Raw genomic sequence first — 16611 nt, 5'->3', positions numbered from 1 at the left:
TCCTATCAGCACTCTCAGCCGCTCAGGCCGCCAGCCCCCGCCCCTTCAGAAGCGCGTCGACCCCCGGCATGCGGCCGCGGAAGCCCATGTAGAGATCCTCGGCCTCGGCCGAGCCGCCCTTGGACAGCACGAACCGCTCGAGCCGCTGCGCCACCTCCGGGTCGAACGCGCCGCCCGCCTCGGTGAAGGCGGCGAAGGCGTCGGCGTCCATGACCTCGGACCACATGTAGCTGTAATAGCCCGAGGAATAGCCGTCGCCTGCGAAGACATGCGCGAAATGCGGCGTCGCGTGGCGCATCGCGATGGCCTCGGGCATGCCCATCTCGGCCAGAACCTCCTGCTGCCGCGCCATTGCATCCGCGGGCGGCGTGCCCTCGTGGAAATCGAGATCGACGAGCGCCGAGGCGACATATTCGACCGTCTGGAACCCCTGATCGAAATTCGCGGCCTCAAGCACCGTCTCCAGCATCTCGGGCGGCATCGCCTCGCCGGTCTCGACATGGGTCGCGTAATCGCGCAGCACCTCGGGCACTTCGAGCCAGTGCTCGTAAAGCTGCGAGGGAAGCTCCACGAAATCGCGGGCGACGCTCGTCCCGGCGACCGAGCCGAACTCCACGTCCGACAGCATCTGGTGCAGCGCATGGCCGAACTCGTGGAAGAGCGTGCGCGCGTCGTCATAGGACAGAAGCGCCGCTTCGCCCGCGCCGGGCTTCGAGAAGTTGCAGACATTGACCACGATCGGCGTCTTCTCTTCGGGCCGCCGCGCCTGCATGCGCATTGCCGAGCACCAGGCGCCCGAACGCTTCGAGGCGCGCGCGAAGTAGTCGCCCACGAAGACCGCCACATGGCGCCCGTCCCGGGTCACGTCCCAGGCGCGGCAATCGGGATGGTAGAGCGCCGCGTCGAGCGGCTCGAACTCGAGCCCGAAGAGCCGCGTGGCGCAGCCCATCGCCGCCTCGAGCATCCTGTCGAGCTGGAGATACGGCTTCAGCCCCTCCTCATCGAGATCGAACTCGTCCTTGCGCCGCTTCTCGGCGTAGTAGCGCCAGTCCCAGGGCATCAGCGCACCGTTATAGCCGTCGGCCTGCATCCGCGCCTCAAGCGCCTCGGCATCGGCCAGGGCGCGGGCCTTGGCGGGCTCCCAGACCTGCATCAGGAGAGACCGCACCGCTTCGGGGGTCTTGGCCATCTCGGTCTCGAGCTTGTAGGCCGCGAAGCTCTCGTAGCCCAGAAGCGCGGCCCGCTCGCGGCGCAGCTCGAGGATCTCGTTGGCGATGGCGCGGTTGTCGGTCTCGCCGCCATTCGCACCGCGCGAAGTGAAGGCGCGCCAGGCCCGTTCGCGCAGATCGCGCCGCGGCGAAAACTGCAGGAACGGCACGACGAGCGACCGGGAGAGCGTGATCACCGGCCCCTCTGCCCCGCGCTCGGCCCCTGCCGCACGCGCCGCCGCTTTCAGGAATCCGGGAACACCGTCGAGATCGTCCTCGCTGAGCTCCATCTGCCAGCTCGCCTCGTCCGCCAGAAGGTTCTGGGTGAATTGCGTGCCCAGCACCGAAAGGCGCGACTTGATCGCCCGCATCCGCTCGGCCTCGCCGCCGGACAGACCCGCACCGGCGCGCACGAAGCTGCGATGGGTGAGCATCAGCACGCGCGTCTCCTCGGGAGACAGGCCGAGAGCATCGCGCCCGTCCCAGAGAGCCGCCACGCGGGCGAAGAGATCAGCATTGCTGGTGATCTCGGAATAATGCTCGGCGAGCTTGGGCGAGAAATCGCGCTGCAATTCCTGCCGCCGCGGCGTGCTGTCGGCGCCCGCAAGCGAGAAGAAGACCGACAGGACCTTGTCGAGCGCCCCGCCTGCGCCTTCGAGCGCGACGATGGTGTTCTCGAAGCTCGGAGGCTCCGGGTTCTGCGCAATCGCCGCGATCTCCGCCAGGTGTTCGATCCGCGCGGTCTCGAAGGCGGTCGGGAAATCCTCGTCCGAGATGGCATCGAAGGGCGGCAGGCCGAACGGGGTCGTCCAGTCGGCGAGAAGCGGGTTGGCCATGAAGATCTCCTGAAGCGTTTCGCCAGAGGTAAGCGCTCCGCCCCCGGACGACAACGTCCGTCAGCCGATCCGGGAGCCGCCTCCGCAGACCGCGCAATCGGCGCGGCGCTTCAACGCGATCTTGCGGGTTTCGCCCCAGAGCGCGTCGTAGATCAGCATCTCTCCCCGAAGCGGCTGTCCCGCTCCGGTCACGAGCTTCACCGCCTCGACCGCCATCATCGCGCCGATCACGCCCGGCAGCGGTCCGATCACCCCGGCTTCGGCGCAGGACGGCGCGAGCCCGGCGGCGGGCGGTTCGGGGAAGATGCAGGCGTAGCAGGGCGCGCCCGAGGCCGGATCGAAGATCGACAGCTGCCCCTCCCACTGGCTGAGCGCGCCCGAGACGAGCGGCCTTCCTGCCGTCACGCAGGCCGCGTTCGCGCGGTAACGCGTGTCGAAATTGTCGGTCCCGTCGAGGACGAGATCGTACTCGGCCACCAGCTCTTCGGCGATCTCGTCATCGAACCGGCGATGATAGGGCTTGATGTCGACATAAGGGTTCAGCGCCTTGAGCGCCTTTTCGGCCGAGAAGACCTTGGGCTGGCCGATGGCGTCGTCTCGGTGGATGACCTGGCGTTGCAGATTGGCGTTCTCGACCACGTCGTCGTCGATCACGCCGACAGTGCCGACGCCCGCGGCGACCAGATACTGCAGCGCCGGAGCGCCCAGGCCGCCCGCGCCGATGACCAGCACCTTGGCCTCCTTGAGCGCCTTCTGGCCGGGTCCGCCGATCTCGCGCAGCACGATATGGCGCGCATAGCGCTCCAGTTCCGCGGGACGGAAGATGCCGCCCCGCGGCGCCGGTGTCTCTGCCGCCTCGCGCGCTTCGGCGCGCGCTTTCAGGCGGCGCAATCCCGCGCGGTAGAAGAGCGCAAGCGCCAGGAAACCGCCGAGGATCAGCCACTCGGCCGCGCTGCCGCCGGTCGCCTCGCGCAGGGGATGGCCTGCCGGAAAGATGATCTGTACCGCGAGAACCGCGACATAGAGAAGGCCCAGCATCAGGACGCGCGCCTGTCGCGGCGCGCCCATCACATGCCCCACGCCCCAGAGCGCCGCACCGAGACCCAGCACCAAGACCATCAGCCGCGCCCCGTCGAGCCGAACCCGCCCGCGCCGCGCGTGGTGTCATCCAGCGTCTCGGCAATGGTGAACCGCGCTTGCACGACCGGCGCGATCACGAGCTGCGCGATCCGGTTTCCGTGGCGGAGCGTCACCGGCTCCTGCCCCGCGTTCATCACGATCACGCCCAAGGGGCCGCGATAGTCGCTGTCGATGGTGCCGGGCGCGTTGGGAAGCGTGAGCCCGTGTTTCAGCGCAAGCCCCGAGCGCGGCCGCACCTGCGCCTCGAAGCCCGGAGGGATGGCGATCCTGAGACCGGTCGGCATCAGCGCGCGCGCCCCCGGCAAAAGCGTCACCTCGCCCCTGTCGGCAAGGTTGGCGCGCAGGTCCGCCCCCGCCGCGCCGGAGGTCGCGTAGACCGGCAGGCCCAGAGACTGGTCGGCCTCGTCCGTCCAGGCGAAGAAAACCTCGACCACGCCCGTCACCCGGCCTCCAGCGCCTCGGCGATGCGGCGCGCGAGCCGCGAGGCGACCTCGGTCTTGGTCATCCGCGGCCATTCCTCGGCGCCCGCGTCCGAGATCAGCACGATCGCATTCTCGGTGCCGCCCATGATCCCGGTGCCCGCCGAGACATCGTTGGCGAGGATCCAGTCGCAGCCCTTCCGCGCGCGCTTCTCGGTGGCGTGGCGGATCACATCGTCGGTCTCCGCCGCGAAGCCGATGACAAGCGCGGGCCGTGAATCTTCCAGACCAGCGACGGCTTTCAGGATGTCGGGGTTCTCGGCGAACTCGAGCACCGGAAGGCCGCCCGCGGTCTTCTTCATCTTGGAGGTCGCCTCTTTCGCAACGCGCCAGTCGGCGACCGCGGCGGCGAAGACCCCGGCATCGGCGGGCAAGGCCGCCATGACCGCGTCATGCATCTGGCGCGCCGTTTGAACCTTCACGAGCGTCACGCCTTCGGGCGGCGGCACCTCGGCGGGGCCGGTCACGAACACGACCTCCGCGCCCAGCGCGACCAGCGCGCGTGCGATGGCCGTGCCCTGCGCGCCCGAGGACCGGTTGGCGATGTAGCGCACCGGGTCGATGGGCTCGTGCGTCGGCCCCGAGGTCACGACGATGCGCCGCCCCGCGAGAGGTCCGCTGGCAAGCCGCGCCTCGATGGCCGCGACGATCTCCAAAGGCTCGGCCATGCGCCCGGGCCCATGTTCGCCGCAGGCCATGTCACCCGAGTTCGGGCCGACGACCGCGACACCATCTCCCTGCAAGGTGGCGAGATTGCGCTGGGTCGCGGGATGCTCCCACATCCGCACGTTCATCGCCGGGGCGATCAGGACCGGCGTGTCGGTCGCCATGAGAAGCGTCGAGGCCAGGTCGTCCGCCTGCCCGCCCGCCATCTTGGCCATGAGGTCGGCGGTCGCCGGGGCGACGACCACGAGATCGGCGACACGCGAGAGCTGGATGTGACCCATCTCGGCTTCCTTGGTCAGGTCGAAGAGATCGCGATGCGCCTCTTCTCCCGCCAGTGCCGAGACCGAAAGCGGCGTGACGAATTCTTCGGCCGCGCGGGTCAGCACGGGCGTCACCGACACGCCACGTTCGCGCAGCCGCCGGATCAGGTCGAGGCTCTTATAAGCCGCGATCCCCGCCGCGATGATCAGAAGTATGCGTTTGCCAGCCAGCATGAATGCCGTCCCGTCCGGTTCCGGTCTGCAAGTCGTAGGACGGGAGCGGTCGACGGGCAAGCGCCTCCCGGAGATCGCGGCAGAAGCCCGGCAACACGATCGCGTGGCGGGTCCAGCGTCTGAGCAGGTAGCGGCGCGACGCGATGCAGACGCGGTCGCCCGTTCGCAGATGCAGAAGCGGATCGCCGGTCGGCAAGGCCCGCCGCATGCTCTGACCCCAGGACACCACCACCAGACGCTCGGCCATGGAACCGCCGGGCAGCTGCAGCACGTCTTCCACCCGGCCGACGCTGTGCTCGACATGGGTGATCATGTCGTAGCGGATCAGCCCCGCGGCGGCGATGGCCGCAAGACATGCCAGGACAAGGGGAAAACCGCGGAACTGGCGCAGCCGGAGGATCGGGTCGGAGCGATGCATGACACCGGTCTGACCGGAGAAAGCGACAGAAGCTTGGCGCATTCCCGGCCTGCCGGTGGCGCGCGGTCAGCGGAACGCCTCGCAGGGATCGCCACGGTCGACATCCGGGGCGATCTCGACCAGATCGAACCCGCCATCGGGGTCGCCCGATCCGGTCTCGCCCTGCCCGAAACTCGCGACCGAAACCTCGGGCGCCGCGCGTTTCAGAACCGCCGGAGCGCCCCAGTCGAGCCGCGCATGACCGTTTCCGGTGATGACGACCACCGGCCCGCCCGATGCCTCCAACGCCGCAAGGGCGACCCGCGCAAGCTCGGCGTCCCGCAGGCGCTGGATCTCGACCATGCTGGGCAAGAGCTCTTCGGGAAGGGCGTCGCAATGCGCCGCGCGCTGCAGGTCCTCGCGCCGCTCCTGGTCTTCGGGCAACAGCGCCTCAGTCAACCCGAAGCGCGTCGCATCCCCGGCGAACGCCGCCGCGCCGCCGGTCTCCATCGCCGAACGGGCCGCCTCGCGGGGTACGGCGGCGCCGAAGACTTGCGCATCCGGAGCGGCGGCAAAGATCGGATAATACATCGCGAAATCGGGCCAGCCGCTGTCGTTCCAGCCAAGCGTGGCTTCCAAGCCAGCCTCGTCGCCGACCAGCTCTGGTGTCACGCGTCCGGCCTGCTCTTCGGTCAGCATCTCGAAGACCAGCGCCCGAGGCGCGATCTCGGCGACCAGGTCGGCCTGCCGCGCGTGATGCGCCGGATTGTCGTGCTGCTCGCCGAGGAAAATGACGTCCCTCCCCGCAAAAACGCCCCCGTCGGCAAAAGCCGCGGAGGCGATGAACATGGCGGCGAGAGACAGTCTCACACGAGGAATGCGCGCACCTCGCGCGACTGCGATTCCAGGGTCTTCCGCATCTTGGCGAAGGCTGCCGCTTCGAGCTGACGCACCCGCTCTTTCGACAACCCAAGCTCGTTGCCGAGGCTCTCGAGCGTCCGGGCATCGTCGCGCAGCTTGCGCTCGCGCACGATGAACCGCTCGCGGTCATTAAGCTGACCCATCGCGACGACGAGCCACTCGCGCAGACGTTCGGTGTCGTGGCTTTCCTCGACGAGCTCCGCCGCCTGGGCGCTGTCATCCTCGAGCGCGTCGATCCACTCGCGGCCCTCGTCATCGACCGACTGGGTGGCGTTCAGCGAATAGTCGGAGCCGGACAGACGCCCTTCCATCATCTCGACATCGTGCAGAGGAACGCCAATCTCGGTCGAGATCATCTGGCGCAGCTGGTGCCGGTCCAGAAGCTCACCCGAAGCCGCCGCCTCGCGCTCGAGTCGCGCCTGAACGCGCCGCATGTTGAAGAAGAGCGATTTCTGCGACGAGGTCGACCCGGTCCTGACCATCGACCAGTTCCGCATCACGTAGTCCTGGATCGAGGCCTTGATCCACCAGACGGCGTAGGTCGAGAAACGGACACCGCGGTCGGGGTCGAACTTGTCGGCCGCCTTCATGAGACCGAGACCGGCCTCCTGGATCAGGTCGTTCATCGGAGCGCCGTAGCGTTTGAACTTGGACGCCATGGAGATGGCGAGACGCATATAGGCGGTGATCAGTCGGTGGAGCGAGGCTTCGCAGCGGTCGTCGCGCCACGCGTAGGCAAGTTTGAGTTCGGTTTCGGCGTCGAGCAGTTCCGCCTTCATTGCACGGCGTGACAGGGTCTGATCGTTGAATGCGTCCAGTGCCATCTTCACTCCCCAAGTGAACTTTGCTGTGTCCTTATTTCGGACGCCCGGCTGTGCGGGCTTTACTCGGCGTGAACGCGCCGAACGGGAAATGGTTTCAAAAAAATTTCCGCCCCGCACTCGACAAGCGTTGGCAGAGACTTAACGCAGCGTGATGAAGTTCATCAGGAATTGTCGTTTTGCCGGGGCGCTGGAAGGGCTTAACGGTGGTCGCGGTATCGGAGATCATGTCATGCAAAACATTCTCGTTCTGGGCGACTACAGTTATTCGAGCTGGTCGCTGCGCGGTTGGCTGCTGTTCGATCGTTGGGGCATCGACGTCTCGACCCGGATGATCGATTTCTTCGAGGACGCCTCGGTCGGGGCGCGGCTCGCCGACCTGCCACCCGCCAGGACCGTTCCGACCTGGGTCACGCCCGAGGGCACGGTCATCTGGGACAGCCTCGCCATCGCCGAGGAGCTGGCCTCCCGGTTCCCGGATCGGGGCTACTGGCCCGCAGATCCCGCGGCCCGCGCCGTGGCGCGCAGCCTGTCGGCGGAGATGCATTCGGGGTTCACGACGCTCCGCTCCGACTGCCCGATGAACCTGCGCGTCGCCTATCGCGATGTCCCGGTCTCCGACGCGCTGGCCGCCGATCTTGCCCGGCTCGAGACGATCTGGAGCTTCGCGCGCGGACGGTTCGGCGTAGACGGCCCCTGGCTCTGCGGCGACTATTCCATCGCCGATGCGTTCTACGCGCCGGTCGCGGCCCGGACCGCGGGCTACGGTCTGCCGGTCAGCGAGACGGCGCAGGCCTATGTCGACGCGCATCTCTCGGACCCATCCTTCGTCAAATGGCGCGCGATGGGCCTCGCCGAGGGCGCCGATCTGCCCTGGTACGCCAAGGACTTCCCGCAGGTCGCCTGGCCCGGCCCGAGCGGCGATTAACCCCCTGCTAACCCTGTCCGGCGCACAGTCGGCGGGGTCGGTTCGGAGGGGTCATGGTGTCGCAAGCCCATACGGTCGCGTTCCTCGGCGTCGAGGCGCGGCCGGTCGAAGTGCAATGCGCGGTCACTCCGGGCATGCCCGCCTTTTCGATCGTCGGCCTGCCGGACAAGGCAGTATCAGAGGCGCGCGACCGCATCCGCGCAGCACTTGCCGCGATGACCATCGCCCTGCCCTCGAAGAAGATCACCATCAACCTCGCGCCCGCCGACCTTCCCAAGGAGGGCGCGCATTTCGACCTGCCCATCGCGCTCGGCCTGCTCGCGGCCCTCGACATCCTGCCCCGCGACGCGGTGGATGGGGCCGTGGCGCTTGGCGAACTGGCGCTCGACGGACGGCTGATGCCCGTGCAGGGCGCCCTGCCCGCCGCGATGACGGCGGCGGAGGACGGGCGCTCGCTTCTCTGTCCCGCCGCGTCGGGGGCAGAGGCCGCCTGGGTCGCGGCCTGCACGGTCATCGGCGCCCGCTCGCTACTCGAATTGGTGCAACACCTGACCGGACAGGCTCCGATCGCCGCATCCGAGCCCGGGACGGTGGACGCCGGCGATCTCTCCCGCGACATCGCCGAGGTGCGCGGACAGGAACGTGCCAAACGCGCCTTGGAGATTGCCGCGGCAGGCCGTCACCACCTTCTTTTCGTCGGACCTCCCGGCTCGGGCAAATCGATGCTCGCGGCGCGCCTGCCCGGCATCCTGCCGCCGCTCTCGCCTGCCGAGGCGCTCGAGACCTCGATGATCCACTCCATCGCCGGTCTGATCGACGCGGGCGGCATCTCGCGACAGAGACCGTTCCGCGAGCCGCATCACACCGCAAGCCAGGCCGCGATCATCGGCGGCGGGCGGCGGGCCGGACCGGGTGAGATCAGCCTCGCGCATAATGGCGTCCTGTTCCTCGACGAGTTGCCCGAGTTTCCGCGCCAGGTGCTCGAGACGCTGCGCCAACCCATCGAGACCGGCGAGGTCATGGTGGCGCGCGCCAACGCGCATGTGCGCTACCCGTGCCGCTTTCTCCTGGCCGCTGCGGCGAACCCCTGTCGCTGCGGCCACCTTTGCGATCCCGAGCGCGCCTGTTCCCGCGCGCCGAATTGCGGCGAGGAGTACATGGCACGCCTCTCCGGCCCGCTGATGGACCGGTTCGATCTCAGGATCGAAGTGCCCCCGGTGTCGATGTTCGATCTCGAGCGACCGCCCGAGGGCGACAGCTCGGCAGTGGTCGCCGCGCGGGTGGCCGATGCTCGCGACCGGCAGACGGCGCGCTTCGCAGACCATCCGGGATGCCGCACCAATGCCGACGCAAGCGGCACGCTTCTCGACGAGATCGCCGAGCCGGACACGGAGGGCAAAGCGCTGCTCCTGCGCGCGGCGGACCGGCTGGGGCTGTCGGCGCGGGGCTATCACCGCGTCTTGCGCGTCGCGCGAACGATTGCCGATCTCGACGGCGAAGACACGCTCCGGCGCGCCCATGTCGCCGAAGCCCTGTCCTTCCGCATCGTCGGGGCGCGCGAGGATTGACGGTTTAAGCTCTCAGGAGTGCGGAGAGCGCGGCCCGCGCTTCAGACCGCCGCTTCTGCGGTGAAGCGGTACTCGACATCCGAGAACCGGTCCTTCGGGAAACCGTAGAGGAAGCGCAGACCGTCGGGACCCGCGACCGTGCCGTGCTCGGCATCCGACGGGATGAAGAGCGCGACGCCCGGCGCCAGCTCATGCGCGACACCGTCGATTGTCACTGTGCCAAACCCGGTCAGTCCGAAATAGAACTCGGCAGGCTCGTGGCGGTGCGGCTTCAGCGTGCCCTCGGGGCCGAACTCGGCGACGCCCAGAACCATGCCCTGCGTCTCGGTGCGGTCCGACGAGAAGAGCGTCCGCCAGCGCACCGTTCCAAAGGCCGGATCCTCGCCGCCTTCGAGAGGCGCGTGGTCGGCATTGGCAACGACCGGCAGGGCCCGCATCAGAGCGGTCGCGTTCATCATCGGCGCCAGTTCGGCAGCCATTCCTTCCATGACGTCCTGCATCGGGCCCTCCTTGGATCACAGGGCCCGGATATCGCGGCGCAGGAGATCCGGTCGCGTCCATGAACGACGCGCTGCGCGTCGAATTCAGACGGCCTGAAAGCGACGCCATGTCGCTTTCAGATCACGCGCGGATGCGCCAGCCGGTGCGGAAGATCCACCAGATCACGCCCAGGCAGAGCGCGGTGAACGCCGCGATCGCCAGAAGAGACAACCCGACCGGCACATCGGCCAGACCGTAGAACGACCAGCGGAAGCCCGAGATCAGGTAAACCACAGGGTTGAAGAGCGCGACGGTCTGCCAGATCTCCGGCAGCATCGAGATCGAGTAGAACGCGCCGCCGAGGAAGATCAGCGGCGTCACCACTAGAAGCGGCACCAGCTGGAGCTGTTCGAAATTCCCCGCCCAGATACCGATAATGAAGCCCAAAAGCGCGAAGCTCGTGCAGGTCAGCAGCAGGAACGCCACCATCGCGACCGGGTGCTGGATGGTCACATCGACGAAAAGCGCCGCCGTCCCCAGGATCACCACCCCGATGAAGAGCGCCTTGGTCGCCGCCGCGCCCACGAACCCGAGGACGATCTCGAGAAACGAGATCGGGGCCGAGAGGAGCTCGTACATGGTGCCGATGAATTTCGGGAAATAGATCCCGAAGGACGCGTTCGAGATCGCCTGCGTGATCACCGACAGCATGATCAGCCCCGGCACGATGAAGGCGCCGTAGCTCACCCCTTCGACCTGGTCGATCCGGCTGCCGATGGCCGCACCGAAAACGACGAAATAGAGCGAGGTCGAGATCACCGGAGAGATAAAACTCTGCATCAGGGTGCGGAAGAACCGCGCCATCTCGAAGCGGTAGATTGCGCCGATCGCGGTCCAGTTCATGCCGCGTCCTCCCCGTCATGCACCAGTCCCACGAAAATCTCCTCGAGCGAGCTCTGCCGCGTCGAGACGTCCCTGAGCACGATCCCCTTCTCGGCCAGCGCCGCGATCAGCCGCGCGATGCCCGTCCGCTCCGCGGCGGTGTCGTAGCTGTAGACCAGCGCGCGGCCCTCGTCAGCGAGCGCGAGATCGTAATCCGAAAGGCTCTCCGGAATCGCGTCCAGCGGCGCCTGCAACTCGATCCGCAATTCCTTGCGCCCCATCCGCGCCATCAGCGCGGATTTTTCCTCGACGAGCAGCAGCTCGCCCTTCGAGATCACGCCGATCCGGTCGGCGATGGCCTCGGCCTCTTCGATGTAATGGGTGGTCAGGATGATGGTCACGCCATCGGCGCGCATGTCCTCGACGATCCGCCACATGTCGCGGCGCAGCTCGACATCGACGCCCGCCGTGGGTTCATCAAGAAAGAGAACGCGCGGGTCATGCGCCAGCGCCTTGGCGATGAGCACGCGGCGCTTCATGCCACCGGAGAGCTCCTTGATCTGGTTGTCGCGCTTGTCCCAGAGCGACAGTCGCTTGAGGAGCGCCTCGATATGCGCGTCGTCGCGCGGCTTGCCGAACAGCCCGCGCGAGAACCGCACCGTGTTCCAGACCTTCTCGAAGGGCTCGAGATTGACCTCCTGCGGCACGAGCCCGACCAGGGACCGCGCCTCGCGGTAGTCCGAGACCACGTCGTGTCCGCCCACGCGGATCGCTCCGCCGCTCGGCTGCGATATTCCGCAGATGCAGGAAATCAGCGTCGTCTTGCCCGCCCCGTTCGGACCGAGAAGCGCCAGGATCTCGCCTTCGCGGATCGACAGAGTCACCCCTTTCAGCGCCTCGAACCCACCCTCGTAGGTCTTCATGGCGTTGTCGATCTCAACCATTGCCGACATGCCGTCCCTCCTGCCCGCCGTTTGGCGCCAAGCTATCGCGGCTGGCGCGCGTGACAAGGCGCTGGTCCCGGGCATGCGCGCACGCTAGGACGCCGCTCATGCACAGAGCCGACCGCCCGGCCCTCGGGATCCTTCTCATCCTTCTCGGCGTGACCGCGATCTCGATCAACGACATGCTGATCAAGTCGTTGTCCGACGCTTACCCCTTGCACGAGATCGTCGCGATCCGCTCGGTACTGGGCCTGATCGTGACGCTGACGCTTCTGCGCTGGGATGGCGGGATCGGGGCGCTCAGGACCAGGACGCCGGGACTGCACCTCATGCGCGGGCTTCTGATCGTCGCGGCCAACATGACCTTCTACGCCGCGGTCGCCGTGCTGCCGCTGGCGCAGGCGACGGCGCTCTTCTTCGTGGCGCCGCTCTTCATCACGCTCCTGTCGATCCCGCTTTTGGGCGAGCGGGTCGGAGCGATCCGGCTGGCCGCCGTCGCGCTCGGGTTCCTCGGTGTCCTGGTGATGGAGAGCCCCGAGAACAGCGGAGCAGGTGCCGCGATCCTGGTCCTGCCGATCCTCGCGGCGCTTCTCTACGCGCTGACGCAGGTGATGACGCGCAAGCTTGGCCTGACCACGACCGCCGCGGCGCTTGCGGTCTATATCCAGGCGACCTTCATCCTCGTGTCGCTCGGCGTCTATCTCGTCGCCGGAGACGGCCGTTTCGCGGAAGACGTGCAATCAGACAGCCTCGTCTTCCTGCTGCGCGCCTGGAGCGTGCCGCCCTCGAGCGACTGGCCCGTCCTGGTGGGCCTTGGTCTGCTGTCCGGGCTCGTGGGCTATTGCCTCGCGGCGTCCTATCGGCTGGCCGACGCCTCGGTGATCGCGCCCTTCGAATATGTGGGGCTGCCGCTCGCGGTGCTCTGGGGCTGGCTGGTCTTCGGAGAATGGCCGACGCTCTCGACCTGGGCGGGATGCGCGCTGATCACGGCCGCGGGGCTCGTCGTCTTCCTGCGGGAGCGACAGCCGCGACCCGGCACACGGGCGCGGCTTTTCCGGCGATAGCGCTCTAGACTACGAAGAGGCCTGCCCTCAGGCCGTCGCCCGCACGGTGTCGATCATCAGCTGGACGTTCTCGGGACCCGCATCGGGCGTGATGCCGTGGCCGAGATTGAAGATATGCGGGCCGCCCCGGAACGCTTCGACCACGCGCCGCGTCTCGGAAACTAGCTGGTCGCCGCCGGTCACCATATGCGACGAGGCGAGATTGCCCTGCACGCAGCCCGAGACCTGGACATGCGCCGCCGCCCATTCGGGGCTGACACCATCGTCGAGCGCGATGCAGTCCGCGCCGATGGCCGCATGAAGCCCCTCGTAGCTTTCCCCCGCGCCGCGCGGGAAGGCGATGACCGGCAGGCCTGGATGACGGCGCTTGAGCTCTTCGGTGATGATCCGCGCCGGGCGCACCGCGAAAGCCTCGAAATCGGCACCATTCAGAGATCCGGCCCAGCTGTCGAAAAGCTTCACCACCTCGGCACCCGCCTCGACCTGCCGCGAGAGATACTCGATCGTGCCTTCGGTCAGCCGGTCGATCAGCCCTTCGAAGAGCGCGCGGTTCTCGGCCTTGAGCCCATGCGCCGGGCCTTGATCCGGCGTGCCCCGCCCGGCGATCATGTAGGTCGCGACGGTCCAGGGTGCTCCGGCGAAGCCGATCAGCGTGGTCTCCTCGGGCAGATCGCGGGAAAGATTGGCAACCGTCTGGTAGACCGGCCCGAGCGTGTCGTGGATATCCGTGACCCTGCGAAGCTTGCTGAAATCCTCTTCGGTGGTCACGGTCGAGAGACGAGGTCCCTCCCCGGTCACGAACCACAGATCGAGCCCCAGCGCCTGCGGCAAGAGCAGGATGTCAGCGAAGAGGATCGCCGCGTCGAACCCGTAGCGCCGGATCGGCTGCAGCGTGACCTCGGTGGCGAGCTTGGGATTGTAGCAGAGCGACAGGAAATCCCCGGCCTCGGCCCGTGTTTCACGGTATTCCGGCAGGTAGCGCCCGGCCTGACGCATCATCCAGATCGGCGGCGAGGGCAGGGTTTCACCGGCGAGCGCGCGCAGGATGGTCTTGGTCATCGGGTTCTCCTCTCCGGTCGGGCACTCTCGTCCCGCGTCGCAGGACACAAGTCAAGCCCGGTTGTCAGGCTGTCTGGACGCGTCTAAGCATCTGATTCATGACCCTTGCGCTCCCAACCCCCGACGCTCCGCTGAAGATCGGCACCCGAGGCTCGCCTCTCGCACTGGCCCAGGCCAACGAGACCCGCGACCGGCTGGCCACCGCGTTCGACCTGCCCTTCGAGGCGTTTTCCATCGTGGTGATCAAGACCACGGGCGACCGGATCATCGACCGGCCGCTCAAGGAAATCGGCGGCAAGGGCCTGTTCACCCGCGAGATCGAGCAGGCCATGCTGGCCGGTGAGATCGACATCGCCGTGCATTCGATGAAGGACATGCCGGTGCTGCAGCCTGAGGGTCTGGTGCTCGAGTGCTACCTGCCGCGCGAGGACCCGCGCGACGCCTTCATCTCGCCCGCCTATGGCGCCATCGCCGAATTGCCCGAAGGCGTGACGGTCGGCACCTCGTCCCTGCGCCGTCGCGCGCAGCTTCTGGCCCGGCGGCCCGATCTCGACGTGGTGGAATTCCGCGGCAATCTGCAGACGCGTCTGGCCAAGCTGGCCGATGGCGTCGCCTCCTGCACCTTTCTCGCCATGGCCGGTCTGAACCGCCTCGGCATGCACGACGTGCCGAGCCATCCGATCGACGAGACCGACATGCTGCCCGCCGTCGCGCAAGGCGCCATCGGCATCGAACGGCGCGGCGACGATGCGCGCGCCGAGGAGATGCTCGACGCGATCCACGACCGCGCCACCGGAGAGCGGCTGGCCGCGGAACGTGCCTTCCTCGCGGCGCTGGACGGAAGCTGCGAGACCCCCATCGCGGGGCTGGCGACGCTGCGGGGCGACCGCCTTTATCTTCGGGGCGAAGTTCTGCGCCCCGATGGCAGCGAAACGAATGCCGGAGAACGCGAAGGCCCTATCGCCGAAGGCGCCGAGATGGGCCGCGACCTCGCCCGCGAGCTTCTGGAACGGGCGGGGCCGGGTTTCTTCGATTGGATCGAGCCCCGCTGAGCGCGGGGCCTTACTCGGGCACCTCGAAGGTCAGCGACGCCCAGAGGCTCTCCCACTCCGCGCCGTTGGTCTCGGCCGGATCGGATTCGCGCAGGACCACCGAATCCACCAGGTATTGGTGACCGGGCGCGACGGGGATCGTCACGCGGCCCTCGCCGTCGGTGCGGTGCAGCGTGACCTCGACGGTGCCGTCCGGGGATTTGGCGAAGAGCTCGATCTGCGCGTCTGCCCGCGGCGCTCCCTCGAAGAGGACCTGCACCGGCAGCCCGTCGGCAGGATCGATCGTGTAGGGGTTCGCCTCGGCCACGATCTCGATCAGAAGGCCGCGGTCCTGATCCATGCCACCGCCGTCGCCTATGGCGATCAGGCTCTTTGCGTATCGGATGTAGCTCTCGCGCACCGGCTCGTCCGCCAGCCCGCGCTCGACCCGACGCGCGACGGCCCATTCGGCATCCTTGTGTCGCACGAAACTCTCGAAGTTCTCGACGCTGTCATAGGTCAGATCATAGGCGCGGGTCTCGTGGATCACCGTCAGAAGACCCTCGGCATCCGGCGGCACCATGTTGAGCGCGGGACGGTCACCGGGCCGGCCCTCGACAGCGACGACGGTGTCGCCCATCGCGAGATCGAAGCGCACGAAATTGGGCGGAAGGAACGAAAAGGCCGCGCCCTTGAAGTTCTCTCCGACGCGGAGATCGGCCACCGCGGGCGCGCTCGGCGCCACTGTGTAATCGACCGGCGAGATCCAGAACTCGTGGGCGGAAAGCGGTGCTGCGGCGAAGGCCAGCAGAGCGGCGAGGATGTAACGCGCGCTCATGATGCGGCCTCGCAGACCTGGCGTTGACGACCGAGACCCTCGACTTCCATCTCCAGCACATCGCCGGGACGCAGGAAGCGCGGAGGCTCCTGACCCATGCCGACACCCGAGGGCGTGCCGGTGACGATCACATCCCCGGGCAGCAGCGTCATGAACTCGGAAAGATGCGAGACGATCTGCGCGACGCCGAAATGCAGCTGCTCGGTCGAGCTGTCCTGCTGGCGCTCGCCGTTGAGATCCGACCAGATCTTCAGGGCCTGCGGATCCGGCACCTCGTCGGCGGTCACGAGCCAGGGGCCGAGCGGACAGAAGCTGTCATGCGACTTGCCCTTCACCCACTGGCCGGAGCGGCGCAGCTGGAAATCGCGCTCGGAGACGTCATTGGCTGTGGCGTAGCCCGCGACGTGATCCATCGCGGTCGCTTCGGTGACGTATTTCGCGCGTGTGCCGATGATCACCGCAAGCTCGACCTCCCAGTCGGTCTGCACCGAGCCGCGCGGGATCTCGATGGGATCGTCGGGGCCGGACAAGGACGTCGTGGCCTTCATGAAGACGATCGGTTCCTTGGGCAGCTTCGCCCCAACCTCGGCCGCGTGATCGACATAGTTGAGGCCGATGGCGATGATCTTCGAGACGCCCGCGACACAAGGGCCAAGCCGCGGAGTGCCGTCGACGTTCGGCAAGCTCTCGGGATCGAGTGCGCGAAGGCGGTCGAGCCCGTCCGGTGACAGCACGTCCCCGCCAATGTCGTCGATCTCGCCCGACAGATCGCGCAGGTTGCCCGCCGCGTCGATCAGTCCTGGCTTTTCGGCACCCTTCGGCCCGTAGCGCACAAGTTTCATGCTGCGTTCCCCA

At 67.6% G+C, this 16611-nt stretch carries 17 protein-coding genes; 4 read left to right on the top strand and 13 right to left on the bottom strand.

Annotated features, from left to right (window positions below):
• Nucleotides 1-22: 22 nt before the first annotated feature.
• From ACFQ4E_RS04540 to ACFQ4E_RS04510, 7 genes are all read right to left on the bottom strand, one after another.
• On the bottom strand, nt 23-2044 hold the full coding sequence (locus ACFQ4E_RS04540) for a M3 family metallopeptidase (protein WP_386801750.1): 2022 nt from the start codon (nt 2042-2044) through the stop codon (nt 23-25).
• Between the two features lie 60 nt (nt 2045-2104).
• Complete coding sequence (locus ACFQ4E_RS04535) at nt 2105-3163, bottom strand: HesA/MoeB/ThiF family protein (RefSeq protein ID WP_386801749.1); 1059 nt, start codon at nt 3161-3163, stop codon at nt 2105-2107.
• The gene (gene dut / locus ACFQ4E_RS04530) at nt 3163-3618 is read right to left on the bottom strand and encodes a dUTP diphosphatase (RefSeq protein WP_386801748.1); all 456 of its coding nucleotides are present in this window, start codon (nt 3616-3618) and stop codon (nt 3163-3165) included. Before dut ends, ACFQ4E_RS04535 begins: the two co-directional genes overlap by 1 nt.
• Before the next feature lie 5 nt (nt 3619-3623).
• Nucleotides 3624-4823 (bottom strand): bifunctional phosphopantothenoylcysteine decarboxylase/phosphopantothenate--cysteine ligase CoaBC, encoded by a 1200-nt coding sequence (gene coaBC / locus ACFQ4E_RS04525; RefSeq protein ID WP_386801747.1) that lies wholly within the window; start codon nt 4821-4823, stop codon nt 3624-3626.
• Nucleotides 4768-5241: a hypothetical protein gene (locus tag ACFQ4E_RS04520; protein WP_386801746.1), complete on the bottom strand. Its 474-nt coding sequence runs from the start codon at nt 5239-5241 to the stop codon at nt 4768-4770. Before ACFQ4E_RS04520 ends, coaBC begins: the two co-directional genes overlap by 56 nt.
• Before the next feature lie 66 nt (nt 5242-5307).
• Nucleotides 5308-6090 carry a ChaN family lipoprotein gene (locus ACFQ4E_RS04515; protein ID WP_386801745.1) on the bottom strand — a complete coding sequence of 261 codons (783 nt, stop codon included), beginning with the start codon at nt 6088-6090 and terminating at the stop codon, nt 5308-5310.
• Nucleotides 6087-6965 carry an RNA polymerase factor sigma-32 gene (locus ACFQ4E_RS04510; RefSeq protein WP_386801744.1) on the bottom strand — a complete coding sequence of 293 codons (879 nt, stop codon included), beginning with the start codon at nt 6963-6965 and terminating at the stop codon, nt 6087-6089. Before ACFQ4E_RS04510 ends, ACFQ4E_RS04515 begins: the two co-directional genes overlap by 4 nt.
• 229 nt (nt 6966-7194) lie before the next feature.
• Here ACFQ4E_RS04510 and ACFQ4E_RS04505 point away from each other — a divergent pair, with 229 nt between their 5' ends.
• Together ACFQ4E_RS04505 and ACFQ4E_RS04500 are read left to right on the top strand one after the other, a co-directional pair.
• On the top strand, nt 7195-7890 hold the full coding sequence (locus tag ACFQ4E_RS04505; RefSeq protein ID WP_386801743.1) for a glutathione S-transferase: 696 nt from the start codon (nt 7195-7197) through the stop codon (nt 7888-7890).
• Between the two features lie 53 nt (nt 7891-7943).
• The gene (locus tag ACFQ4E_RS04500; RefSeq protein ID WP_386801742.1) at nt 7944-9458 is read left to right on the top strand and encodes a YifB family Mg chelatase-like AAA ATPase; all 1515 of its coding nucleotides are present in this window, start codon (nt 7944-7946) and stop codon (nt 9456-9458) included.
• 41 nt (nt 9459-9499) lie between these two features.
• Here the strand turns inward: ACFQ4E_RS04500 and ACFQ4E_RS04495 are convergent, their stop codons facing one another.
• The 3 genes from ACFQ4E_RS04495 to ACFQ4E_RS04485 all read right to left on the bottom strand — a co-directional run bounded on the left by ACFQ4E_RS04495 (nt 9500) and on the right by ACFQ4E_RS04485 (nt 11773).
• Entirely contained in the window at nt 9500-9958 is a 459-nt protein-coding gene (locus tag ACFQ4E_RS04495; protein ID WP_386801741.1) for a cupin domain-containing protein, read from the bottom strand.
• A 121-nt stretch (nt 9959-10079) separates the two neighbouring features.
• Complete coding sequence (locus ACFQ4E_RS04490; protein ID WP_386801740.1) at nt 10080-10841, bottom strand: ABC transporter permease; 762 nt, start codon at nt 10839-10841, stop codon at nt 10080-10082.
• Nucleotides 10838-11773 carry an ABC transporter ATP-binding protein gene (locus ACFQ4E_RS04485; RefSeq protein WP_386801739.1) on the bottom strand — a complete coding sequence of 312 codons (936 nt, stop codon included), beginning with the start codon at nt 11771-11773 and terminating at the stop codon, nt 10838-10840. The genes ACFQ4E_RS04490 and ACFQ4E_RS04485 overlap by 4 nt, the downstream gene beginning before the upstream one ends.
• Nucleotides 11774-11871: 98 nt before the next feature.
• Between ACFQ4E_RS04485 and ACFQ4E_RS04480 the strand changes: the two genes are divergently transcribed.
• Nucleotides 11872-12828, top strand: coding sequence for a DMT family transporter (locus tag ACFQ4E_RS04480; protein WP_386801738.1), 957 nt, complete (start codon nt 11872-11874; stop codon nt 12826-12828).
• A gap of 27 nt (nt 12829-12855) precedes the next feature.
• Here ACFQ4E_RS04480 and hemE read toward each other — a convergent pair whose 3' ends face one another.
• Nucleotides 12856-13887 carry a uroporphyrinogen decarboxylase gene (hemE, locus tag ACFQ4E_RS04475; protein WP_386801737.1) on the bottom strand — a complete coding sequence of 344 codons (1032 nt, stop codon included), beginning with the start codon at nt 13885-13887 and terminating at the stop codon, nt 12856-12858.
• 98 nt (nt 13888-13985) lie between these two features.
• On the opposite strand from hemE, the gene hemC reads away from it, so the two are divergent.
• A complete protein-coding gene (gene hemC, locus ACFQ4E_RS04470; RefSeq protein WP_386801736.1) occupies nt 13986-14939 on the top strand; it encodes a hydroxymethylbilane synthase in 954 nt (317 codons plus the stop codon).
• Nucleotides 14940-14949: 10 nt separating this feature from the next.
• Here hemC and ACFQ4E_RS04465 read toward each other — a convergent pair whose 3' ends face one another.
• Together ACFQ4E_RS04465 and ACFQ4E_RS04460 are read right to left on the bottom strand one after the other, a co-directional pair.
• Nucleotides 14950-15756, bottom strand: a complete 807-nt coding sequence (locus tag ACFQ4E_RS04465; RefSeq protein ID WP_386801735.1) for a DUF4198 domain-containing protein — start codon at nt 15754-15756, stop codon at nt 14950-14952.
• Nucleotides 15753-16598 (bottom strand): fumarylacetoacetate hydrolase family protein, encoded by an 846-nt coding sequence (locus tag ACFQ4E_RS04460; RefSeq protein ID WP_386801734.1) that lies wholly within the window; start codon nt 16596-16598, stop codon nt 15753-15755. Before ACFQ4E_RS04460 ends, ACFQ4E_RS04465 begins: the two co-directional genes overlap by 4 nt.
• Nucleotides 16599-16611: the final 13 nt, after the last annotated feature.

Origin of the sequence: Litorisediminicola beolgyonensis (assembly GCF_042679605.1) — a bacterium.
GTDB lineage: Bacteria > Pseudomonadota > Alphaproteobacteria > Rhodobacterales > Rhodobacteraceae > Litorisediminicola > Litorisediminicola beolgyonensis.
The sequence above is the reverse complement of the archived record's forward strand: the minus strand, read 5'-3'. Positions and strand labels throughout refer to the sequence as shown.